Source organism: Ereboglobus sp. PH5-5 (assembly GCF_029504805.1).
In the GTDB taxonomy this organism is placed as follows: domain Bacteria; phylum Verrucomicrobiota; class Verrucomicrobiia; order Opitutales; family Opitutaceae; genus Ereboglobus.
Genome location: NZ_JAQFIT010000011.1, coordinates 111,580 through 136,310 on the forward strand (window position 1 = coordinate 111,580; position 24,731 = coordinate 136,310).

Annotated in this window: 13 protein-coding genes and 1 pseudogene; 3 read left to right on the top strand and 11 right to left on the bottom strand. The window is 61.7% G+C overall.

From position 1 onward, the window contains the following. The first annotated feature begins 193 nt into the window (after positions 1–193). Complete coding sequence (locus M2103_RS08860) at positions 194–2,041, top strand: GreA/GreB family elongation factor (RefSeq protein WP_277510027.1); 1,848 nt, start codon at positions 194–196, stop codon at positions 2,039–2,041. A gap of 75 nt (positions 2,042–2,116) precedes the next feature. Next, on the top strand, positions 2,117–2,815 hold the full coding sequence (locus M2103_RS08865) for a LysE family transporter (RefSeq protein WP_277510028.1): 699 nt from the start codon (positions 2,117–2,119) through the stop codon (positions 2,813–2,815). A 33-nt stretch (positions 2,816–2,848) separates the two neighbouring features. On the opposite strand, the pseudogene M2103_RS08870 reads toward M2103_RS08865, so the two are convergent. From M2103_RS08870 to gcvT, 6 genes and pseudogenes are all read right to left on the bottom strand, one after another. Beyond that, positions 2,849–3,488: pseudogene (locus tag M2103_RS08870) on the bottom strand (NUDIX hydrolase). Positions 3,489–3,666: 178 nt separating this feature from the next. Further along, on the bottom strand, positions 3,667–5,241 hold the full coding sequence (locus M2103_RS08875; RefSeq protein ID WP_277510030.1) for a DUF3300 domain-containing protein: 1,575 nt from the start codon (positions 5,239–5,241) through the stop codon (positions 3,667–3,669). 95 nt (positions 5,242–5,336) lie between these two features. Then, positions 5,337–6,311: a magnesium transporter CorA family protein gene (locus M2103_RS08880; RefSeq protein ID WP_277510031.1), complete on the bottom strand. Its 975-nt coding sequence runs from the start codon at positions 6,309–6,311 to the stop codon at positions 5,337–5,339. A gap of 13 nt (positions 6,312–6,324) precedes the next feature. After that, positions 6,325–7,311: a magnesium/cobalt transporter CorA gene (corA, locus tag M2103_RS08885; protein WP_277510032.1), complete on the bottom strand. Its 987-nt coding sequence runs from the start codon at positions 7,309–7,311 to the stop codon at positions 6,325–6,327. 29 nt (positions 7,312–7,340) lie between these two features. Beyond that, a complete protein-coding gene (gene gcvH, locus M2103_RS08890; protein ID WP_277510033.1) occupies positions 7,341–7,724 on the bottom strand; it encodes a glycine cleavage system protein GcvH in 384 nt (127 codons plus the stop codon). Between the two features lie 9 nt (positions 7,725–7,733). Next, entirely contained in the window at positions 7,734–8,885 is a 1,152-nt protein-coding gene (gene gcvT / locus M2103_RS08895) for a glycine cleavage system aminomethyltransferase GcvT (RefSeq protein ID WP_277510034.1), read from the bottom strand. A gap of 114 nt (positions 8,886–8,999) precedes the next feature. On the opposite strand from gcvT, the gene M2103_RS08900 reads away from it, so the two are divergent. Further along, complete coding sequence (locus M2103_RS08900; protein ID WP_277510035.1) at positions 9,000–11,045, top strand: DUF3160 domain-containing protein; 2,046 nt, start codon at positions 9,000–9,002, stop codon at positions 11,043–11,045. Positions 11,046–11,362: 317 nt separating this feature from the next. Here M2103_RS08900 and M2103_RS08905 read toward each other — a convergent pair whose 3' ends face one another. From M2103_RS08905 to M2103_RS08925, 5 genes are all read right to left on the bottom strand, one after another. After that, the gene (locus tag M2103_RS08905; RefSeq protein WP_277510036.1) at positions 11,363–18,970 is read right to left on the bottom strand and encodes an autotransporter outer membrane beta-barrel domain-containing protein; all 7,608 of its coding nucleotides are present in this window, start codon (positions 18,968–18,970) and stop codon (positions 11,363–11,365) included. Positions 18,971–19,402: 432 nt separating this feature from the next. Further along, entirely contained in the window at positions 19,403–20,563 is a 1,161-nt protein-coding gene (locus M2103_RS08910; protein ID WP_277510037.1) for an N-acetylmuramoyl-L-alanine amidase, read from the bottom strand. 73 nt (positions 20,564–20,636) lie between these two features. Further along, positions 20,637–21,317 carry a translation initiation factor IF-3 gene (gene infC, locus M2103_RS08915; protein ID WP_277510038.1) on the bottom strand — a complete coding sequence of 227 codons (681 nt, stop codon included), beginning with the start codon at positions 21,315–21,317 and terminating at the stop codon, positions 20,637–20,639. Positions 21,318–21,404: 87 nt separating this feature from the next. Next, entirely contained in the window at positions 21,405–23,234 is a 1,830-nt protein-coding gene (locus M2103_RS08920) for an ATP-binding protein (RefSeq protein ID WP_277510039.1), read from the bottom strand. A 26-nt stretch (positions 23,235–23,260) separates the two neighbouring features. Then, on the bottom strand, positions 23,261–24,610 hold the full coding sequence (locus tag M2103_RS08925) for a sigma-54 dependent transcriptional regulator (RefSeq protein ID WP_277510040.1): 1,350 nt from the start codon (positions 24,608–24,610) through the stop codon (positions 23,261–23,263). Positions 24,611–24,731: the final 121 nt, after the last annotated feature.

Below are 24,731 nucleotides of genomic sequence, written 5' to 3' on the forward strand. Positions count from 1 at the left end.
TCAAGCAAAGCCCGCCGTCACGATCTTCAAAAGCAAGAGTGGAAACGGCGCGCGCTCTAATGTCAAAAAACGACGGGGTTGAAAAACAAAAAACTCAAGAACTCGTCCAAATTTCACGAACTGGAGCCGCTGGGTTGACATGTGCGCCGCAGTAGCGTTTGACTCTCAGATTCTAAAAACTGAACTGACCATTATGAATTCGGAAGCTGTCAACGCGCTCATCGCAAAAAATCCCACGCTCAAAGCGTCCAAAGCCAAGCTCGAGGCCATGAAAGCCGGCAGCTACGTTATTCACAACAGCTGGGGTTTCGGCCAGATCAAGTCCTACAACGAGGGCTCGCAACGCCTCATCATCGATTTTCTTGAGAAAAAAGGCCACTCCATGGACCCCGCCTTTTGCGTGAACACCATGCAGGTGCTAAACGAAAAACACCTCCTCGTCCGCAAACAGACGGAAGCCGCCACGATCAACAAACTTATCACCGAGGCGCCCGCCGAGCTCATTGTCGAGGCCCTGAAATCCTACCCCAACCACGCCACGACCGCCATCGACCTCGAGCTCACCCTCGCGCAGGTCGTCGGCCAGCCCGCGTTTAAAAAATGGTGGACCGCCGCAAAAAAAGCCATCGCCCGCGATCCGCGCATCGTCATTCCCGAGAAAAAAACCGAGTGCTACATCCTCCGCGAGGTGCCCATCGCCGCCGAGGATGAGATTGAGGACGATTTTAACGCCACCCGTTCCGCCCGCCGCCGCATCGCGCTCGCCGAGGAACTCCTGCACACGCTTACCGCATCCAAAAACACCAAGAAGGATGTCAGCAAGGTTCTCGACGCGGTCACCGAGGCTGTAAAAAACAGCAACCAGCTTGACGCCGCGCAAAAACTCTACGGCGCGCACATCCGCGACTCGCTCGCACGCCATGCCGGCGTCGACGTGACCACGCTTGAACCCTCGCAGGGCGCGCTCGTCGCCAACCAGCGCGAACTCGGCTCCATCGCCGAAAAAATCCCCGTCCAGTTCCAGGGCAAGTTCCTCGACCTCGTCAAGGAAGCCCATCCCGGCGATTACATCGAAATCACCTTCGGCCTCCTCAAAAACAGCCAGGGCAAGTTCACCACCGAATGCATCAACTTCCTTGTGGAGAACGAGCAGTCGCAGAAACTCGCCGAGACGCTCAAGCGCTGGCAGACCGAGCAAAACCTTCGCGCGCCGGTTCTCCAATGGATCATCAAGAACCGCAACTCGAAGAAATTTGCCAAGCTCCTTCAGGACCTCATCGCCCCGCGCCTCCTGAGCTCCATTTTCTACGCGATCGATTACGAGGCGCTTCAAGCCGCGTCGGCCCGCCGCATTCCGCTGGCTGAAATGCTCAGCGACGACCTTGAGCTCATCGGCGACCTCCTCCGCGAGGCCGACCCCGAAACCGCCCGCGACCTCGCCAGCGCGCTTCTCCTCAACCAGGGCTTCGAGGAACTCACCAAGAAGTCGCTCCTCGCCCGCTTCATCAAAATTTTCCCGGCCATCCAGTCGCTCGTCGCCAGCGACGCCGAAAGCAAGGAGGAGCAGCTCCTCGTTTCCCGCGAAAGCTACGAGCGCAAGCGCGAGGAATACGAAACAATCAAATCGAAAAAAATTCCGGAAAACTCCCGCGCCATCGCCGCCGCCCGCGAGCACGGCGATCTCAAGGAAAACTCCGAATACAAAATGGCCAAGCAGGACCAGCAGGTGCTCATGGCCCAGAAGGCGCAGCTCGAAAAGGAAATCGGTCGCGCGCGCATCACCGACTTCACCGAGGCCACCACCGACCAAGTCAGCGTCGGCAGCGTCGTGGACGTCAAGACCGCCTCCGGCAAAAACGCGCGCTACACGATCCTCGGCGCATGGGACAGCATCCCCGAGCAAAACATCATCGCTTACAAAACGCCGCTCGGCCTTGCTCTTCTTTCCAAAAAAGTTGGCGACACCATCACCGTCAAAATCGGCAACGCCGAGGAGACCTACACCGTTACCGCCATCTCACGCTACGTGGATGCCAAGTAACACGACCCAGCACTCCCTAGTTTCGCAGGCCAACAGAAAACACACTGCTGGCCTGTTTTTATTGTAACCGGAGCCATGATGGACCTGACACCTTTCGCCCAAGGTTTGGGAGCCGGCATTGCGGTGTGTGTGGCGATCGGGCCCATTGCGATTTTGATCCTGCGCCGCACGATGGCGGACGGCCGGCTCGCCGGCCTCGTGTCGGGCTTCGGCGCGGCCACTGCGGATGCCATCATCGGGGCGATCGGCGCGCTCTTCCTCTCGTGGATACTCCCGATTCTCGACGCGCACAACACCGCGGTGCAGTTCGTCGGCGGCGGCGTGGTCATCTCGATGGGCATCTTTCTGCTTTGCACGCCGCCGCGCATCAAGGAGGTCAAGCGCCCCGTGCATGAGCGCAACCTGATTGTCGCCTACTTCTCGACATGCGTGCTCACCTTGTCGAACCCCATCACGCTGTTCAGCATGACGACGATCATCGCCGCGACGGGCATGGGCGGCCCCGACACAAACCACATGCACGCCGCGATGCTGGTTTCGGGAATCTTCGTCGCCTCAATGGGATGGTGGGTGCTTCTTTGCATGTGCGCGCACACGGTGTCGCGCTTGCTCGGCCACGGGTTCCTGCGACGACTCAACATGATCGCCGCCATCATCGTGATCATCTTCGGCGTGTGCATGGTCGTGAACCAGGCGCAGAAAAAACTCTACCAATCCCAGAGCAATCATGCGCCGGCGCCGGACGCGCAAGTGCTGCCGGTTGACGGGCAATGAGATTCGGACGCCCTCGAACGCGCCTCGTTCATTTCAGTCACGGTCAAAATCCGTCGGCAAATCCGGATTGCGATGATGCTCAAACATCCTGGCAATTTGCGCCGTTGTGACCCTGCTGATTGACAGTTCAGGAATATCCTGTTCGCCAAAAAAAACCAGCAGAATCCGTCTCCTCACTGGTCGTTTCCTTCCCGCCCTCAATGGCGCACAGCATGAAAATTTTATATATGTGAAAGGCAAACGGCGGGGCGTGCTCATGCTTTTCACGATCAAACACCGCCAGGATTTTCAACGCGCGGGTCAGCAACCCTGACTCCTCATGAATCTCACGCACGACATTCTCCGCCGGAGACGCGCAGACATCCGCCCACCCTCCCGGCAGCGTCCATTTTCCATCCGCACGCTCGCGCACCAGCAACAATTTGTCGCCGCGAAAAACGACGCCGCGAACATCCACCTTGGGCGTGGCGTAACCCGTTTCGTTTTCCATCAAACCAAGTATGGCAGACTGCTCCATGCCTGAACCCGCGGCGAGCATCTCGGCGGCCAGCTGGCGAATCGCCTTGTAGCGTTCAATGTCGTAGAAATCCCGGGTAAAAGTGAGCCCGGTTTGGGCGATGGCTTGAAGCCGCCTGCTCCACTCAAGCCAGCGTGTGTCTGGGTGCGCCTCCATAATACCCGACACTCATGGACGAGCCGCACGCTTGCGACAAATTCAAAAAAACGCGCCATGTCGTGGTTGGCGAATCCCAAAGCTTGGAAATACCCGGGCAGGGCGTTTGCAACGGAGCGGCGATTTTCAAGTCGCCGCCCCAAATTGAAAAACTGCGTCCGGAAAAATGTCTTGGTTTTTACCGGCGGCCTCCGCGCGAACCCGACCCGGAGGATGAACGCGATCCCGATGACGGCCCGCCTCGTTGCGACGAGCCCGATGATGAGCGGTGCTGGTAGGAAGATGACCTTGAGGACGACGACGAGGAGGATCTCGCCTCGGAACCGCGGCTCGAACCGCGATCCGAACTGCCCGAGCTCCGACTGCTGCTGTTATTGCTGTCACTGCGCGAACTGGAGCTGGATGTGGTGGAGCTGCTGCTGGAGCTTTTGGTTTCGGAACTGCCACTAGTGGACGCCGTTGATTTTGACGACGAGGAAGATGATGATGACGACGAACGGGACGATTCAACTTTCCGCGGTGGCGGTTGTGACTGCGGTTGCCTTGTGCCCGAGTTGCGAGAGGAGGTCGCATCCCTGTTGCCGCGGGAGTTTGTGCGCGTTCTTGAAACGTCGCGCGACTGGCGTTGTTGCGCGGGCTGGCGAGTCACGTCCGAATTGCGTGGCCGGCGCTGGCGCGTGGCGCGTGTGTTGCCGGTGTTTTCGGGCGCGGTTGTTGTCGCGGTGAGATTTGTCCGCGAGCTGCCGCGATTGTTCGTGGCATGAGCCGGTCTTTGTTTTGAGGACGGGCGTGTTGATGCGCCCGCCTTGGGCTGGGACGGGCGGCGGCGGTCGTCGGATTTATTTGCGGACGGCGCTCCTTTTCCGGATGAGGGACGGCGCTCCGTGTAATTGCCGGCATGCCGCGACGGACGGTTTCCGGCGGGCGGCCTGCCGGAATCATTGAAGTGCGGATCGCTGATGACGCGGCGCGGACGCGCAACATGTCCGGGGCGGTGCTTCGGCGGTTTGTTGTGCGTGATTCCGTGCCCGGGTTTTGGGCGCCATGTGTGCTGGTGGACATAGCGCGGCGGATGCGGGCGTCCGGCGTGATGAATCCATGCCGGGCGATGAAAATGCGAGGTGCTCCACGCGCCGACCCAGATGCCGCCCAGCAGCCAGTTGCAATCGTATCGAAGCCACGGGCCGCACGACCACGCGGGACCAAATCCCCAATAATGACGCGACACATAGATCACGTCGGGATCATAGCGAGGTATGTAAATTGTCTCGGCCACGGTCGGGATGATGCGGATGTAATCGGGCTCCTTGATGACGGTGAGCTGCGAGGTCGATTTTAGGTTGCCGAGCGCGTGGGCGCGCGCGCGCAGGCGTTGTATGGCCGCCATCACGTCCTCGGGCTGCACGACAAACGTCACTCCGAGCTGCCGCGTCCACTCGAGGTTTTCATTCATCCAGTTTAGCACTTCGGGATAATGAGCGAGCGAGCGCACGCTTTCATCCCAGAACTGTTTTTCGACCTGCTCGAGGGTTCCGCCATTTTCGAAATAACGCGCGGCGAGCACGATCTCGGTCGCGTATGTTGACGCGGGCAATATGACGCCGATGAGCGCGTCGGGATAAAGCGCGATGGGGCCGACCAGTGTCTCGACTTCAGCCGGCGTTAACTTTGGCACATCGACTTGCGCGGTATCCGCCGCGAGTGGACATGCTAACAGGAGGCACAGAACAACGAGGAGTTTGGGCGTTTTCATGTGATGCGCGGGTTGGTTGCAGTGTCTGACTCTGTTTCCTCAAAAAGGATGCGCGCCATTTTAACCTATAAGCAAACGTAATCAGTTTTGGTTGCTCACAACCATTTCTTGCAACGCATGAAAATCCACACGCCGACCGTGCCCAGCACCGCCGCCACGGCCGCGCTAAGATAACCGTAGCGCATTTTCAATTCGGGCATGTCGTCGAGAAAATTCATGCCATACCAGCCGCCGATGAGAATCGTGGGAAACGTGAGCGCGGTGATCGCGGTCATCACACGAATGCCGGCGTTTGCCTCGTGGTTGGATTTGTTGAGGAAAACCCGGAACGACAAAATCAACTGGTCGGACAGCGACGCGGCCTGGTTTTCGATGCGGCCAAGCTCCTCCTCGAGATCGCGAAAATAGGGCAGCATCACCTTGCGGATGTATCTGTTTTTTCCCTGGGCGAGATCAAGGGCGACGGCGCGCTGCGGGCGCACGATCTGGCGCAGTTGCGAAAGCTGTTTGCGCAGCGCCACGATGCGAGGGAAAAGCTCCTCGGCGTCGATGCGCTGGATCACGCGCTGCGCGAGCCCCTCGACTTGGAGGCGGAGCGTCTCGATGAACGGTTTGTAGCCGTCGACCATGCCGTCGAGAATCGTGTGCGCAAAACGGTCGGGGCCGCGCACCGGCGCGGAGGATGGTTTCGACATGCGCTCCAGCACGGACTCAATCAGGGGCTGCGGATTGCGGTGATAGGAAACGAGAAAGTTTCGCCCCACAAACAGGTCGATTTCGTTGGTCTTGAAAAGCTCCTCGTCGTCATACGTGACCGCGTGCATGACGAGGTGCATGCAGTCGTCATACATTTCGACCTTGGGCACGGGAGCGTCGCTCACGCAGTCCTCAATCGCAAGCGGGTGGAAGCGAAAGGTTGAGTCGAGAATGAATTTGATTTCCTCGTCGGTCGGGTCCGAAAGGTCGACCCAAAGAAGCGCGCCGGGCTCCTCGCGCACCGCGGCAAGCGTCTCGGGCGCGGGATTGAGCGCCGAGAATTTGTTTCCGCGATATACGAGCGAGGAGATCATGGCGTCGCGTGTTTTAAATCCAGCGACGGCGCTTGCACCAGAACCAGATCACGGCGGTGATCAGCAGGGTGACGCCGATCGCGATTGGATAGCCGAGCGGCGTTCGCAATTCGGGCATGTTTTCAAAATTCATGCCATACCAAGTGCCGACAAGCGTCGCGGGAAGCGTGAGCGCGGTGAGGGCGGTGAGTGTCTTGATGCCTTCGTTGGCCGAAAAATCCGATTTGTTCAGATAGAGGTCAAACGAGATCAGCAACTGGTCGGCGTAGGTGGCCGCGGTTTCATCGATGCGAATCAGGTTGTCCCTAAGATCGCGAAAATAGGGCAGCGTGGCGGCGCGTATGTTTTTGGTGTTGCCCATCGTCAGGCGTCCGACGACTTCGCGCAACGGGCGGATAATCTCGCGCAGATGGTTTATTTCCGAGCGCACCTCGAGGAGTTTCGGGATGAGCTGCGGGGCGCGCTTCCGGTCCGTTTCCTCGGAGAGAACCTTTTCCTCGATTATTTCGAGTTCGTTGCGCAATTCGTCCGTGACCGGCTTGAAGTTGTCGATGAGCGCGTCGAGCAAAAGGTGGGCGAGCCGGTCCGGGCCGCGCGCGATCACGCCGCCGATGAAACGGGCGCAACGCTCGAGCACCGACTGGACGACATGCATTCTGGCGCGGTGAAACGTGACCATGAAGTCGCGCCCGAGGAAGAGATTGATCTCGGTTGTGTTGAATTTTTCGACGCGCGTGGGATCGACGCAGTGCGCGACCAGGAAGAAGTAGTCGTCGTAGTCCTCGATTTTTGGAAGCGAGCTGGGCGACACGCAGTCCTCGATTGCGAGCGGGTGGAACTGGAAGACGCCCTCGAGGATGGCCTTGGTTTCGTCGTCCGTCGGGTCCTCAAGATCAACCCAGATCACAAGCCCCTTGTCGGCGCGCACAAGCCGGAGCGCCTCGACCTCCAGGTCGCGGCCCACGAGCTTGCCTTCGCTGAATATGAGGGAACGGATCATGTGCTCCGGGTTTTTCGCGGACCGCCTTGTCAGGCGGTCAGTTTTGCGTATGCCTCCGCGTCGAGAAGCGCGGCGGTGCTTGCGGGTGAATCCATGCGAATCTTCAACATCCAGCCATCGGTGAACGGCGCCGTGTTCACCAAGTCGGGCGATGCGTCGAGCGCGGCGTTGACCTCGACAACCGTGCCGGCCACCGGCGCGTAAAGGTCGGACGCAGCCTTCACGGATTCGACAACGCCAAAGCTCTCGCCGACCTTGAACGAGTCGCCGGCCTTGGGCAGTTGCACATACGTGATGTCGCCGAGGCTGCCTTGCGCATAGTCGGTGATGCCGATGGTCGCGATGCCGTCGGCGTCAATTTTGAGCCATTCGTGGGACTCTGCATATTTGATGTCTTGGGGGAGGTTGCTCATGATGTTTGTTTATTTCTTTAGTTGAACAAATGGAGGTTTGACGAGTTGCAAAGCGATTTTTGTTCCGCGGATGTCGGTGAACATCGGCTCAAGCGCCGCTGAGGCCGGGACGATCGCCGAGCCGATGGCCTCGTTGAGCACCGGCGAAAGCGTGCCCGAAAGCACTTCGCCGATTTTTTCGCCCGCCCCATTGAGCACCTGCGCCCCCGCGCGCACGATGCGCCTGTCGCCGGTTTTGAAGAACACAACCTTCCGCAATGCCGCCCGCGCTTGCGGCGCGGTGGAGGCGCGCGACTCCATCTCCGCCGCGAGCGGCTCGCAACCGACAAAGCCTCCTTCCTTTTTCAACTTCACCGTCCAGTCGAGCCCCGCCGTGAGTGGCGAAATATCCGCCGTGATTTCGTGACCGTAGAGGGGGAAGCCTGCCTCGAGCCGCAAACTGTCGCGCGCGCCAAGTCCGGCGAGCTCCATGCCGAGTGGCGCGCCCGCGGCGAGAAGCGCGTCGGCCAGCGCGCGCGCGTCGGCGGGCGCGTGGTAAAGCTCGAAACCGTCCTCGCCCGTGTATCCCGTGCGACTCACAAGACACCGCACTCCGGCAACCTCGATGCCGTCCGTAAAATGATAATACTTGATCTCGCCAAGTCCGGCGGCGGGCGCAAGCGACTGCACGATCTCAAGCGCGCGCGGCCCTTGAATCGCCAGCAGCGCGTAGTCAGCGGAACGATTGGAGACCGTCACGTCATAGCGCGCCCCGTCGGGCTTGCGCAACGCAACCAGTTGCCCGCCGATCCAATCGAGGTCCTTGGCGATATTGCCAGCGTTGACGCAGAGAAAATAATCCCCGTCGCCGCGCTTGTAAACAAGCAGGTCGTCCACAACGCCGCCGCTCGAATAGCACATCGGCGAATACACGATACGCCCCGGCGTCATTTTCGAAAGATCGTTTGTCAGGAGGCGCTGCAGAAACGCAAACGCGTCCGCGCCGCGAACATCGAATTCGCCCATGTGGCTCACATCAAAAAGACCTGCGACGCGGCGAACGGTTTTATGCTCCTCAAGAATGCTCTTGTATTGGACGGGCATTTCCCATCCGGCGAAGTCCACCATGCGTCCGCCATGCGCCACATGAAAGTCGTAAAGAGGTGTGCGTTGAAGAGTCATGCCCACACTACGACGCCCCGCGCGCCAAGGCGCAAGCCCGCGATTGCGCGGCACCGCCCGAAACCGCGCGCTCACGGCTTGCATTGACCGAGGGAAAACCGAAGACTCCGCGCCATGCTTCGCCCAACCCTGATTGCCCTCGCCGCCGCATTTGCGCTTTCACCTTTCGCCAGCGCCCAGCGCGACAAACTTCCCGCTTCCGAACTTACCCCCGCGCAACACGAACAACTCCAGCGCGACAAACTCATCATCGGAGCAAAAGATTATCCGCAAATCTTCACACCCTACATCGCGCTCGGCAAGTCGCCCCAAGCGATTCGCTTCATCACCAGCGACGCCGCCCTCGCCGCCTATCACGCGTTGTTCGAGGATTCGTTCCGTGAACTCGAACTGCGCCGCTCCGCCCGACTGCGTGGCGATCTGGAAGGCCTATACAAGGCCTGTAAACCTCACACCACCGGCAAAAAGAAACCGGTTTATCCGCCCGCCCTCATCCAACACATCCTCGGCCCCGCGATGGTGATTCTTGGAACGCCCGCGACCACGGAGTATTTCTCCGAATCCCTGCTTTCCGAAATCAATCGGCAAGTCGCGCTCATCCGCGACGCCGAAGTTTTGGAATGCCCTCCATGGCTCGATTACAGCGAAGATGATCGGTTTTTCAGAATCGACTACCGCCGTTGCGAACCGGTGAGTTTCTACGACGACGACGACGCGCTCGCCGACTACCATCGCGCCGTCCGCTGGTTGCAACTCGTCCCCATGCGCGCAACCAATGACGCAGAGCTCACCGCTTGGGCTAATATGGTCAGTGTTTCCAAGATGCGGGAGTCGTATCATGAGAGGGAGAACCCCGAGTTTACCGCCAGTTTCACCGGACTCAGCATCTTCGCAGGCCCAATCGCCGACCGCACAATCATCGTCGACAATTCCGATATTCGATCCGCCTGCCACCCGTCATCTGAACTTGTTAAGAACGTATTTCAGCCCGCAAAGCTTAGACTCGACCGCCTGCGCGAAATACTTCTGCAGGATGCTCGGCAAAATCCGCCGCGCTTTTCAATCAACGATGAATTTCGCCTCGAACCCGGGAAGGATGCGTCATTGCTTTCCCAAATCCGTTTCCGCGTGATGCCCACGCACGCGCTCCCCGACGCCGAAATCATTTCCTCCTGTCTCGCGGACAACATACGTCCGAACGGACTTACCATCGCCACGTTTCTCGGCTCTTCGTTCGCGCATGAGCGCATGCCCAAAATCAAAGGCGATCCCGACGGCGCAAAATGGGCGGCTTGGTGCAAACGGGCGCGCCAAATCACGCTCTCCCAAGAGGGCGAACCGCGCAGCCTCTACGCGGATTACATCGATGTGCTCCGCACACTCAACGCGCCACCGATCAAGGAAGCTCCCGCGTTCATGAGCAGTCTTCCGTGGCAAAGAAAAACCTGCCAAACCCAACTCGCGAGCTGGGCGCAAATCCGGCATACTTACACCCTGCAGGCAAAATTGTCGGTGATGTATATCTCAGGATTTGGCGACCGCCGTCCACCGCCGCCGGGGTTTATCGAACCCATCCCCGCTTTCTGGCGCGAATACGTGCGTTTTGTTGAGCGCACAATCGCACTGCTCGAAGAACACGACGTCTTTTCCCCGTCTGTGAACGAAAACGATGACAAAACTGAATCCCTAAAATACAAACCCGGATTCGGCGGCGATAGCGAGCGTGTGCAAAATCGCTGGAACAAGCTCGCCACCCTTTCACGTCAGTTGGAAACCATTCTCGCCAAGCAACTCGACGAAATCGAACTCACCAAATCCGAGCGAAACACGCTCATACAATTCGGCTACACGCTCGCCAACGCGATGGGGTATTTTGATGACGCCCATAAAAAACCCCGCGACGATGCCCCGCGCTGGGCCGAGGTCGCGCATGATCCAAACGAGGACGAATCCCTCGGCGTCGCCACCGGACGCGCGCGAACGCTGTTTGTCCTTTATCCGTGGCACGGACAGGAGATCCTCTGCACCGGCGCGGTGCTTTCCTATTACGAGGAATGGGCCCTGACCAAACGCCTCACCGACAAAATGTGGAAGGAAAAACTCGACAGCCCCTACGCCCCTCCCCCGCCCGACTGGCTCGCGCCCATCCTCGCAAAGTGAGGCCAACACCCTTTAACTTTTACCCTTAGTGACAGGCGGTTTTTGGGTAGGGCAAAGCCTCCGGCTGAGCCGAAAAATGTCACGGCATTCGAACCGTTTCGGCTCAGCCGGAGGCTTCGCCCTACCATTATCGGACGCGAACGCGCTGATGGTCGGGGTTTCCAACATTCGGAACTGGCACAACGAGGCACAGGAGAGAAGGAGCCTTCATTGTTGTCCGGCCGAAACGCGTCCCGGCGCATTCCCAAAAAAACGCCCCCGGGGTTCCGGGGGCGTCGAAATGGCAGGCGCGGGATTGCCTCGGAATTGCGCGGGGCTTACCAGCCGTAGCGGATTCCGAACATAGCGCGAACGTCCATGTAGTTGTAGTTCGTGCCAATGTGCGCACCGGCGTCGCCCCAAATCGTCCAGCCGCGGCCCAGGTCCGCCTGGGCGCCGAACTTGAAGCCGAACATGTCGCGCGGCACGCTGTATTTCACGCGGTGACTGTCGAAGCGAAGCTCGGCATACTGGTAGGCGTGCCACCAGCTGGCCTCGACGAAGGGCTGGAAGAAGTGCCGGCGCTGCGGATAGACGCGGAGGCCAAGGCGCGAGCGCATGTATTCCGACGAGCGCGAGCGGACGGTCATGCCGACTTCGTCGGTGTGCGTGTCCGTGCTGTGGCGGTTGTAGATGAGTTGCGCCTGGGGCTCGAAGACCATGCCGGTCTTTTTCGGATACCATGCGTAGCCACCCTCGACGCTGAGGCTCATGCCGTGCGAGTCATACTTGAGGCGGCGCATGCCGTCGTCATCGACCTGGTTGTCGTAGGTCGCAAACGAGAGCCATGCGTCGGCATACCAGCCGCGCTTGCCGGCCTTGTCGGCAAACCAGCTTCCGTAAACGCCGATGTTGAATCCGTCGATGCGGGAAGAGCCCTTGATGGAGATGTCGTCAACCTCGACGTCGGTCTGGGAGTTGCCGTAGCCGCCCATGACGCCGACCCGAATGAGGTCGCCGGCGAGGATGGCACCCTCGGTGGCGAGCATGTCGTAGCCGGCATGGACAACGTAGTTTGTCGTGTTCACGCGGTGCGTCTTGGCGGCGCTGTCGCCGAGGTTCATGCGTCCGGAGATGCGCAGCCAGCCGTTGTTTTTCTTGTCGTTGCCGGTGGCGGAGGCGTCGGTCGCGGAGGCGGCGGAGAGGTCGTTGCTCACGCGCTCGTGGTGCGTGTGGTTGAACATGACCGCGCCTTCATACCAGTTGGCGAGGTGCCCGCTGACCGAGGGGCGGTAGTGCGAGCGCAGATACCAGTTGCCGTCGTTCGCGGGATTGCCGCCTTTCGCGCCGTGGTAGAGGCGGTATTCGAAGGGGCCGATGAAGTGGCGGCTGTCGAGGGCGAAGGCGTCGCGGGCGGAGACGCCCATGCCGCCGAGCACCTCGACGACGGGGATGCCGTTGCCCGTGGTGAGGGCGCCGGGGCCGCCGACGGGATTGGCGGTGATGATGGTGGCGCCGCCGGCGACTTGCGTGCTGTCAACAACAAGGATGTCGGAGAGCGAGTTCGCGCCGCCTTCGTTGTAAACGAAGTCGATGGTGAGGCGTCCGTTGTCGGAGATGTAAACGCCGGAGCCGGCGTCGCCCGCGACGGCGCTTTCGGAGAGGAGGAGGATGTCCCCGGTGATTCCGTTGGCGAGGTTGAGAACGCCCTGGTTGTGGAAGGAGGCGACACGGAGGACGTGCGCGTGGGCGGCCCCGCTGGCGGCGAGGGTGTGCTGCGCGTTGCTGAAGGGCAGGTAGTGGCCGGTGTCATCCACGGTGACGACGTCGCTTTCATCAGCGCCGACGACGTGCATCGTGCCGGTGTTGATGATGGTGTTGATGCCGTCGCCAAGGTGGGAGACCGCAACGCCGAGTGTGTCGCGTCCGGAGACGCCAGTGGTGTCGGCATGGCTGCGGTGGTGCCATTCGCCGGTGTTGACGATGGTGTGGTGGCCGGTGCCGCCAGTGATGGTGCCGACGATGGTGCCGGTGTTGACCACGGTCACGTCGCTGTTGCCGAGGATTGTGATGGCGTTGTCGGAGGACGCGCCAATGTAGCCGGCGTTAGTGACGGTGTGCCCGCCCGTGACGGGGCCGGTGTCGTCGAGGATGATGCCCGCCGCGCCGGCACCCCAGCCGCCGTGCGCCGAGATGCCGGCGAGGATGTTGACCGTCGAGCTGAACGAGGGCTCGACAACGATGGCGGAAGCGTTGAATCCGGATGCGTCGGCATTGGCCTCAAGCTGGACAACGGCGATGCGGCACGCGGCCACGAGCGCATTGGCGTAGTCGCCGGTGGTCGTGACGGCACCCTTGCTGATGATAGTCGAAACGCCATCGGCGGATTCGGCCACGATGCCGTGCGCGCCGGCACCCGTGGTGTTTATGACGGCGTTGGAGACGACGGTGACATCGCCCGTGCCGGAGAGGCTTTGGGCGTTGATGCCGATGGCGCCCGCGCCAGCGGTTGTGATCGTGCCGGAGAGCATTTCGGCGTAAACATTGCCGCCGTCGTGGGAAACGAGGTTCCAGCCGTGCGCGTCGGCGCCGGCGGTGGTGTAGTTGCCCCTGGTGATGACGGACACATTGCCCGCCTCGTAGGAGGTTGCATCAAGACCGTGAACATTGTCAGTGATGGTGTTGGCGTTGATTGTCACGTCGTCGCCGCGGATAAGGATGTCTCCGTCATCGGTGTAGGCGACAATCGCGGAGCCGTCGGCGGTGGTGATGCTGGAACCGTCGATCAGGCCGATATCGACAGAGCTGCCCGCATAGGCGTCGGCAAAAATGCCGTGGGAGTTGTCGCCATTGGTGGAAATCGAGCCTCCGTGCCTGATTGTGATGTCCCCGTCGGCCACGGAATTAGTCTCGGCGTAAATGCCGTGGGAGTTGTCGCCATTGGTGGAAATCGCGCCGTCGAGGTAGTTCGCGGTGATCGCACCGCCGTCGGTTTGGAGGTTCCAACCGTGCGCGTTGTCGCCGGCGGTGGTGTAGTCGCCTTGGGTCGCAACAAGGATGCTGCCGGTGCCAGTGGCGACCGCGCTGAGGCCGTGGATGCCATCGGTCACGGTGTTCGCAACGATGCTCGCGGCAGTGGCGGAGATGATGATGTCGCCGTTCCCGGAGACCGCGTTGACCGCCGAGCCGTCCGCCGTGCTGATCACGGTGTCATCGGAGAGATAAATCCCAGCCCCGCCGTTGCCGCTGGTCGTGGCGTTGATCGCGTGGGAAACCTCGCCGGTCGTCGTAAGCGCGCCGCCGCCATAATAGGCGACAATGTTGCCGCCGTTGGATTCAAGGTTCCAGCCGTGCGCGCCGTCGCCGGCGGTGGTGTAGTCGCCTTGGGTCGCAACGAGGATGCCGCCGGTGCCGGTGGCGACCGCGCTGAGGCCGTGGATGCCGTCGGTCACGGTGTTCGCGGTGATGCTCGTGGCGGTGCCGGAGACGATCGTGATGTCACCGTCCTCGGAGACCGCGTTGACCGCCGAGCCATCCGCCGTGCTGATCACGGTGTCGTCGGATATGGAAACGACAACCGCGCCCGTGCCGCTGGTCTCGGCGTTGACGGCGTGCGAAACCTCGCCGCTCGTGGTGATTGCACCGTTGTTGTGAATCGCAAGGATGTTGCCGCCATTGGACTGGAGATTCCAGCCATGCGAGCCGTCGCCGGCGGTCGCGTAGTTGCCTTGTGTCTTAACATACACATTGCCCGCGCCGGTGGCGACCGCGTTGAGCGCGGCGAGACCATCGGTCACGGTGTTCGCGTCGATGGTTGCGCCCGTGGCGGAGATGATGATGTCGCCGTCCTCGGAGAGCGCGTTGACCGCCGAGCCGTCAACCGTGCTGACCACTGTGTCGTCGGACAGGCCGATCGTGACGGTGCCCGCGCCGGTGGTCTCGGCGTTGACGGCGTGCGAAACCTCGCCGCTCGTGGTGAGCGCGCCGTTGCTGTGAATCGCAAGGATGTTGCCGCCGTCGGTCTGAAGGTTCCAGCCGTGCGCGCCGTCTCCGGCGGTCGCGTAGTTGCCTTGCGCGGCAACCTCGATGTTGCCCGCGCCGGTGGCGACCGCGTTGAGCGCGGCGATGCCGTCGGTCACGGTGTTCGCGTCGATGGTTGCGCCTGTGGCGGAAATGATGATGTCGCCGTCCTCGGAGAGCGCGTTGACCGCCGAGCCGTCAACCGTGCTGACCACCGTGTCGTCGGACAGGCCGATCGTGACGGTGCCCGCGCCGGTGGTCTCGGCGTTGACGGCGTGCGAAAGCTCGCCGCTCGTGGTGAGCGCGCCGTTGTTGTGAATCGCAAGGATGTTGCCGCCGTCGGTCTGGAGGTTCCAGCCGTGCGCGCCGTCTCCGTGGGTGGTGTAGTTGCCGGCGGCGAGGACCTCGATGTTACCCGCGCCGGTGGAGACCGTGTTGAGGGCGTTGAGGGCGTCGTCGCGGGTGACGGCGTTGATGGTGGCCTTTGTGCCGGTGACGAAGATGTCGCCGTCAACCGTGGTGGCGTGAACCGCCGAGCCGTTGGAGGTGGTGATTGCCGCGGTGTCGGCCAGTTCGACGATGGAGTCGCCGGAGCCCGCATTGGTGGCGGAGATGCCGTGGGAAACATTGCCGGTGGTCGTGATGGAGCCGGCAAGGCGGACGCCCACATCGCCGGTGGCGGCGGCGCCGGTGAGCGCGGCGTAAATGCCCGTGGCGTCGGGGCCGGCGGTCGTGATGGAGCCGCCCTGCATGTCAACTGTGACGGCCGCGCCAGTATCGCTGGTGGCACGGATGCCGTTGGCGCCGGTGCCAATGGTGGAAATGACTGTGGCGGGGTCGCCTGTGACGATTTGGACGCTGCCCGCGCCGGAGGAGGAGCCTTCGATGCCGTGCTCGTTGGCGGCAATGGCACTGATTTGGACGGTGGCGCCGGTGGTGTCGACGAGGATGTCGCCGTCTTGGGTGCGCGCCACGATGCCCGCGGCGTCGGTGGCCCTCAGGATGCCTTCATCAAGAACGACGTTGATCGCGCCATCCTCCGCCTCGGCGAAGATGCCCGTGGCGTGCCCGGTGCGGATTTCGGCGTCCGCGCCGGTTTGCGTGATGTTGATTTCGCCGGTGGCAGTGGTGGTGGCGTAGATGCCGGCCCCGCCGGTGCCGTGGAGGTTGGCGACCTTGCCCGTGTTGATGATGTCGATATTGCCGCCTTGGGATGTGACTTCGATGCCGCGCGCGCCGGTGTTGACGCCGAGGGAGATGTTGCCCGCGTTTTCGACGCGGTTTGAGTCAGCGCCAGCGTCGTTGATTTGGATGCCGTTGCCGTTTCCTGCGAAGATGTTGCCGGTGACGGTGTTCAGGGCCGTGCCCGAGCCGTTGATGACAATGCCGCTGTGGTTGGCTTCGATGAGGTTTTCGTTCTGGACAAGGCCGGGGCCGATGTTGATGCCGTCGCCATTGGCGCCGGTGGCCTTGATGGAGCCTTCGTTGATGACGGTGCCGGAACCGGCGATGAACACGCCGTGATGATCCGCGCCGCCAGCCTGGATGCTGCTGCCCGCGCCAGTGTTTTCGACGAGTCCGTCGCCGCCAATGGTCACGCCGTGGCCGTTGATCGCGGTGATCGCGCCGGTGTTGCCGACCGCGCCGTCGCCGCCAATGTTCACGCCGTGGCCGTTGGCGCCGGAGGCCTGGACGAGCCCCTGGTTGATGAGGGTGCCGGTTGTGTCGATGAACACGCCGTGGTGGTTCGCCCCGTCCGCCTCGATGCTGCCGGTCGCGCCGAGGTTTTGCACAAGGCCGGAATTGACACGCACGCCGTGACCCTCGGTCGCCTTGATGCGCCCGGAGTTGTCCACGCGGGCGACGCCGCCCACGAACACGCCGCTGGCGGCGTTGACGCTGCCGGTGTTCACCACGAGTCCCGCGTTGTCGATGAGCACGCCCGTGCCGTCCGCGGCATCGACGCGACCTGAGTTGGAGACCGTGCCCGAGCCGATGTGGATGCCGTTGCCGCCGCCAGATTTGATGACGGCATTGAGCTGGTTGTCCACGTAGCCCGTGCCGGTGATGCGCACGCCGTCGCCGTTGACGTTTTCGCTTTCAATGACGCCGGTGTTGGTGACGGTGCCGGAGCCGTTGATCTCGACGCCGTGCATGCCGATGCCTTGGGCGAGAATTCCGTTCTGGTTTCGCACGACCGCCAGCCCGGAGCCGGCACTGACACGCACGCCCGAGCCGTTTTCGGTGGTGATGAGGCCGGTGTTGGTGATTGTGGCCGTGCCAGTGGCGACGACGGCCTCAATGCCGTGGCTGTAAGCGTCGATGGTGCTGGAATTGGTGACGTTGACCGCGCCCGCCCCGCCGGCGTTTGTGGCGAAGATGCCGCTGTGATTCTCGCTCTTGAGCACGCCGTTGTTGACAACGGTGACGGCGTCGCCGTCCGCGTTGTTCCGGGCGGAGGCAAGGATGGAGGGGCCGGCATTGGTTTCGATCCGTCCGCTGTTGGTCACGGAGACCGCGCCGCCGTCGGTGGTGGAGCTGTATCCGGAAATCGCAACGATGCCGTAGTGGTGGGCGAGCTGGCCCTGGTTGTAAATGTTGGCGCTGTTGTCCACGGTGACTTTGCCGGAGCCGTAGTTGAGGGCCTGGATGCCGTCGTCGCCGTTGACGCCCAGCCTGATGGTGCCCGTGCCGGTGGTGACGGAGATGTCGCCCGTGGCCGAGACACTGCCGAGGGTGGCCTGAATGCCTTGGGAGCCGCTGACATTGATGTCGAGCGTGGCGCCGGTGGTGTCGATGGTGATATCGCCCGCACCGGCGGCATTGTTTGTGGCCACGATGCCGGAATTATTGGCCGTCCTGATGACGCCGCCGCTGGCGGTAATGTTGATGTCCTCGGTTCCGGTGCCGGCGGCAACGATGCCGCGGCCATTGCCGGTGGCGATGACGTTGCCGGTGGTGGTGATGTCGATATCGCCCGCGCTGCTGGCATAAATGCCGTCGCCGTTTTGCACGGTCACGGCGCCGCCTGCGGCAATAGCGATGTCGCCGGTCGATGAAGTGGCATCGATGCCGCGTCCGCTGCCCGCCGCCGTGACCGTGGCGCCCGCCGCCGTGGTGACGGCGAGGTTGCCGGAGGTCGAGGCGAGGTCGATGGCGTGGCCCGTGGAGGCCTGGTTCTGGGCGACAATGGTGCCGGCGTTGTGCTCGACCGTGATATCGCCTGAGTCCGAGTAGAGCTCGACCGCCGAGGAGAGGCCGCTAAGCCCTTGTGAAATGAGGTTGCCGGTATTGACGAGGCGCACTGCGGCGGTGCCGCCGTTGGCGTTCTGGATGGCTGAATCAGCACCAGTAATCGTGCCGGCGTTGTTGATTGTCGTCGCGCCACTCAGGGAGCTAAAATACAATGCCGTGGTTGCATTCACGGTGACATTGGATCCCAGGGCGATCGAGCTGGCGCCCGTGGACGGGGTAATGAGGCGGACACCACTGGTGGTGCCAACAAAGGATGCGTTGTTGAGAGTAACCGTGGTGGTGCCGTCGAGGCTCTGATTGGTCAGATCCAGCGCATAATTGCTGTTGTTGCCGGAGGTGGTGACGTTGAGATTGCCGTCGGCAGCTAGGGCGCCTGTGTTGTCATGGGTAATGGAAACCACGCCACCCGTTCCCGCGACGCCGTTCAACACGGCGTTCATGTCCTTGTTGTAAGCGTAATATCGATTGTAGAAATAGTCACCCGACGCATTGGTGCCCGTGTAGATTGTGGCTGTCGGAGTTGCGTTGTATGCTGTGGAATAATTTCCTTGGGTAGTAATGTTAAGAGACTGGGTGCCTTGGTGCGTGGCGTATGGGTCCGTGTCAAAAATACTAGAGTAAATGTTGGCCCCCAACATCTCCACCGTCGATCCCAGCACAAGAGCCAGCATGAAAACGGCGGCAAACGTGCCACAAATGAACGGCGATCTTTTTATCGTAGAAAGCCGGGAAGGCTTTGAGCGGAAATTCTTGATTTCACGCTGAACCGGTGAATCCGAGGGTTTGTTATTCATATGTTTTTTACGTTTGTGCTATGCAGTTGATGAGAATAAGAAAAATGGGCATCTAAAAGCAGGGAGGTAAGCCGGAAAGCGCAAGCTGTTTTTCAATATGCACAGATGCCGCATATATCCCGTAATTAATTGCCCTGCAAAAAGTAATGAAAAACAAGACCATCCTTGTTGCAAAATATTTTCCATCGGACGGATTCTTCCAGATTCTTTGCCTGCCGTGAATGTTTTCCACCAAGGATTTAGGCAAAAAACAGAGCGGGCTCCGAGACATTGAACGCAAGCGGACACGGGGACGCGCTGGCGCGCAGCCTACTTCCGCGCGGCGGCCACGGCGGCGGCGTAAGCATCAACGCCCTTGGCGATGGCCTCGGCGATTTGCTGGCGGTAGGCGGGCGTGGCGATTTTGCGCGCCTCGGCATTGTGCGAGAGAAAACCCGCCTCGACCAAAACCGCCGGACACTTCGCAAGGCGCAGGACGGCCAGCTTGTCATGCTTGAAGCCGCGGTCGGAAACTTTCAGCGACGAGAGCAGCGCCTGCTGGATTTTAATCCCCGCCACGGAACTCCAAAAGCCGTGCGCATCGCCGGGATTCCAAAGCGCGTCGGACGGCTGCGATTTTTCTCGGCGCATCGGCACCTGGTGGCGAGGCGTGAAACGATAGACTTCCGCGCCGGAAACACTCTGCGGCCTCGACGCGACGGAATTGTAATGGATGCTGATGAACAAATCCGCGCCTGCCTTGGCCGCGATCTCGGGACGGTCGCCGAGCTCGACTTTTTTGTCGGACGTGCGCGTCATCACGACCTTGTAGCCGCGTTTTTCGAGAAGGGTTTTGAGGCGCTTGGCCGTGTCGAGCACCATGTCCTTCTCGTAGATTTTCAGGCGCTCGTTGATCTTGCCTTTGTCAATGCCCCCGTGCCCGGCGTCGATTGCGATAACTTTCAGCGGTATCACGGTGCTGCGTCCGCGCCTCGGGTCCATGATCGGCGCCAAAAGGGTGTCGGCGTCGATGCGGCTGACCCACAGGCTGCGGCGATAGATTCTGAACGCCGAGCCCGCAAAAACCCGCGTGCCGTTGAGCAGGAATTCGCGCGACTCGCCCGTAATCTCGATTCGGGTGCCTCCTTTTTTCAGGGTAAGCTGCTTGCCGTCGTTTTGCCATGTCGCGGAATAGCCCATCGTTTTTGCAAACGGCACCAAGTCGATGTGGTTCAACCCGCCCAGGCTGACGACGGTTCTGGAGGCGGACGATTTCTTTTTCGCGCCGGTGTTTGCCGGCTTGGAAGACGCCTTCGCGCCGCTTGCGCCGGAGGCCGAGGGGGCGGTTGGTTTTGAAAGCGGAATGTTTGAATGCTGGCTCGAGGCCGCGCCGGGGCGCGTGGGCGAGCTCAGCGGACGGCTGGCATCCTGCGCATCCGCGGCGATGTGCGCCGCCGCGAACAGGGCGCACGCGAGCAATCCTCGCAACATGCGTGAAACGACCGCGCCGATTGACGGGGGCGAGCCGGCGCGCGCGCGCAAAACATGAATGCGCGCGGGCGTTTTATTTATCCCCTTCACCATCGCCGGGATTGTCGGCGTCGGATGCGGAATCGTCGGGGATATCGTCCTCGCCTTCGTCGTCGGGTCGCAGGAACTTGGGCTTGCGTTTGTTTGCGGGCAGCGGCGTGAGCATCACGTTGATGTGTTTGCCAAGAAGCTTGGGGGGCGAGTCGGGATGCCCCATTTCCGTCAATTCGGCGAGCGCCTTGTTGATGACGCCGAAGCCGATCTCGGGATGCGCGAGTTCGCGCCCGCGAAACTTGAGGCGAAGCTTCACCTTGCTGCCCATGTTGAGAAATTGCTCCGTGCGCCGGAGCTTGGTCATGAAGTCGTTGTCGGCGATGCGCGCGGTGAACTCGACCTCCTTGACCTTGCCCGCGGTGGCCTTGGCGTGGGAACTTTTTTTCTGCTCCTCGTAAACATACTTGCCGAAGTCCATGATGCGGCAGACGGGCGGCTGGGCGTTGGGCGCGATCTCGACGAGATCGAGACCCACTTGGATGGCGAGTTGCAACGCCTTCTCGGTTGGCATGATGCCGAGCTGCTTGCCCTCGGGGCTGATAACGCGGGCCTGCGCGGCCCTGATGCGTTGATTACGGCGAATGCTCGCGAACGGATCGTTGTTCGAGCGTCGTTGGTATGGGCCGCGTCTTGGACCGGCGTAAGGGAACGAATTTGCCATCAATATTGCTTGGTTGTGTGGGTGTGGTCGGGTGTTGTTCTCATCAGGAACCGCGCCCGTGACAACTCTAATTTACATTTTTGGGTTTTAAGAAGTCGCGGCGCTTTCGGGGCGTCGCGGGGGGATGGTGAAATAAAAGTCGCTGCCCGCGCCCGGCTTGCTCGCGCAGGCGATGGTGCCACCGTGCGCAAGCACGACTTCGCGCGCGATGCTCAGGCCGAGCCCGGCGCCCCGGCGTTTTTGGCCCGGCGAACGGTAGAATTTTTGAAAGACATAGGGCAGGTCCGTCTCGGCGATGCCCGCGCCGGTGTCGCGCACGCCAAAGCGCACCGCGCCCGGCTCGGCGTCGGGTTCGGCGTAAAGCTCGATCCGCCCGCCCTCCGGCGTGTATTTCGACGCGTTGCCGAGCAGGTTCACGAACACGTGCCGGATGCGGTCGGGATCGAGAAACACCTTTCCGTCAACACCGGCGCCCGGCGCGACGCGCACTTCCAGGCGTTGCCCCGCATCCTCGATGAGCGGGCGCATTTCGCGCGCCATTTCCTCAAGGAGCGCCGCCGGCCCGACCTCGCAACGGCTGAGCGCCGCGGTGCCGCTTTCGATGCGCGCAAGGTCGAGAATGTCGTTCAGAATGCGCAGGAGCCGGTCGGCGTCGTCGCGCGCGGTTTCGAGCAAGTCGCGTTGCGCGGGCGTCAGCGCGCCGGTGTTTTGCTCGAGCAGCAGGTAGACGGCCATGCGCAGGCTCGTGAGCGGCGTTTTCAGCTCGTGGCTCACCGTCCCAACGAGATTGTTTTTCGCGTCGTCGAGCAGGCGAAACTTGGTCACGTCCTGCAACAGAATCGCCGCGCCGCCTTCCCGCCCCGTGAGCTTGTCGCTGACCGAAAGGATGCGCGGCAGGTAAAAACGCTCGTCGTGATCGACGCTCACCGGAATCACCTGGTCGTAGCCTGTCGGCAGAAAATGCTCGCGCGTGCGCAGCACCTCCCGCACGTGCGCGTCGAGCGGCTCGGGAAACCCGTCCGCAAATTCCGGCAGCGCGGCGAGCCTCTCCGCGGCGGGGTTGCGAATGTCGGACTTGCCGTCCGGCGAAACAACAAAGAGCGGGTCGGGCGTCGAAGTGAGCGTGGCCTCCATCGTGCGTTGCGCGCGCAGCACGCGCGCCGCCATCGCGTCGCGATATTCGCGCAGGCTCGCCGCCATCGCGTTGAAGGACTGCGCGAGCACGCCGAGCTCGTCGCGCGAAGTCACGGGCACGTCCTTTTCCAGATTGCCCTCGCCAAGCGCGCGGGACGACTCTGTCAACGCGCTGATCGGGCCGATGAACATACGCGCGAGCCTAAACGCCAGCAGCACCGAAAGCGCAATGCCGATCAAAATCACCACCACGAGCACGCCGATGCTCACGCGCGCGATGCCGGCCACGCGCTCCGACTCGACCTGCAGCACGCGCGAATCCGTCCGCAGCAATTCGTCCAGGGAATGCAGCACGCTGAAATACACGCGCTCCACGTCCTCGTAGCCCGCGTCCTGGAAATTGCCGTCAATCGCCATCAGCGAATTGCCCGTGTTTTCAAACCTGCCAAACGCGCTCGAAACCCGCTTGATCGCCTTTTCGCGCTCCGTGCCCGCGGCGGAAAACGACTGCGCCATCAACGCTTGCTTGAACACGCCGCGCTGCTCCTCATACGCGCCGCGCGCCTCCAGCACGTTGCCGCGAAGCGCCGAGTGCATCGCCGTGACCATGCCGAGCGCCGCGCCGCGCATTTCATGCTCGCCCATCACCATCGCGTAGCTGCGTCCGATTTTTTCCGAGCTCGAACGCGCCAGGTCACGGCTGACGAGAATCCCCGCAACGCCGACCAAAATCAACAGCGCCAGCAGCGGTAGCAGCCCGAGATAAAGTTTATTGCGCAACATGGTGTTTGTGGGATTCGCGCGCCCCCCTATTCGGCGCTCCCCTGCCCGTCCGCCATCTTCTGCCGCTTGCGATACAGCGTCGCCGGATCGATACCCAGCGTGCGCGCCGCCAGTTCGAGGCTTTTCGACGACGCGACGATGCGGCGGATGTGCTCGTTTTCCAGCTGCTCGATCGTCACCGGCGCGCCCACCTGCACCGCGGCGCCGCCGCAACTCGAAAACTGCTCCGGCAAATCCGCCATCGCGATTTCCTCCCCCGACGAAAGAATCACGGCGCGCTCGATCACATTGCGCAGCTCGCGCAAGTTGCCCGGCCACTCGTAGCGCGCGAACGCCTCGCCCACCTCCGGCGAAAAGCCCTTGACGCGCTTGCCCATGCCCGCGCTGAAAAATTGCAGCGCCGCGTCCGCCAGCCGCCTCAAGTCGCCCGGCCTCTCGCGCAACGGCGGCAGCGCCACATTGATGACGTTGAGCCGGTAAAACAAATCCTCGCGGAAACGCCCCGCCTTCACCTCGGCCTCAATGTCGCGGTTTGTCGCCGCAATCACGCGCACATTGGCGCGGCGCACCCTCGGCTCGCCGACGCGCTCGTATTCGCGCTCCTGGAGCAGGCGCAGCAACTTCGGCTGGATCTCCAGCGGCAGCTCGCCGATCTCGTCGAGAAACAATGTCCCGCCCTCCGCGGCGGCCACCTTGCCCGTGGTGTCGCCGGCCGCGCCGGTGAACGCGCCCTTCACATGGCCGAACAATTCGCTCTCGAGCAACTCGCGCGAGAGGCTCGGGCAGTTCACCGTCACAAACGCGCCGTCGCGTTGCGCGCCGCGCCGGTGCGCCTCGCGCGCCAGCACGCTCTTGCCCGTGCCGCTCGGCCCGAGCAGCAAAATCGTCGCCGGAGTTTCCGCCGCCTTGAACACAATCTGCAACACGCGCTGCATCGCCGGTTCCGTTGACTCAAAATCGATCTCGGGCGCACCGGCGGTGAGCTGCGACTCGAGCTGCCTCACGCGCTGCTCGAGTTTTCGCTCGCGCTCAATCTTGCCGAGCACCTGCCGGATTTGGTCCGGCGTGAACGGCTTCGGAATAAAATCAAACGCCCCCCGGCGCATCGCCTCGACCGCCGTGCTGATGTTTGCATACGCGGTGAACATCACGGCCACGATCCCCGGCTGCGCCTCCTGGATTTTCTCCAGCAAATCGAGCCCGTTCTCCCCGGCCAGGTTCACATCGAGGAAACACACGTCGCACGGCTCCTCCCCGATTATTTTGAGGGCGCGCGCGCCGCCAGGGGCCAGCTCGGCCTGGTGCCCCATAAGCTCAACCGCCATCCCCGTTGTTTTCCGGATGCCGGCGTCATCATCGACAATCAAAATGCGCATGTTGGCGCCAATGAAACGCGCAAACTCCGCCGCTCCGCAATGCGGAAAACACAAATAAGGCATTGTGGATGCGGCGCGCGCATCACGCTCAACTTTCGTCATATTCCTGTTGTCATCCTCA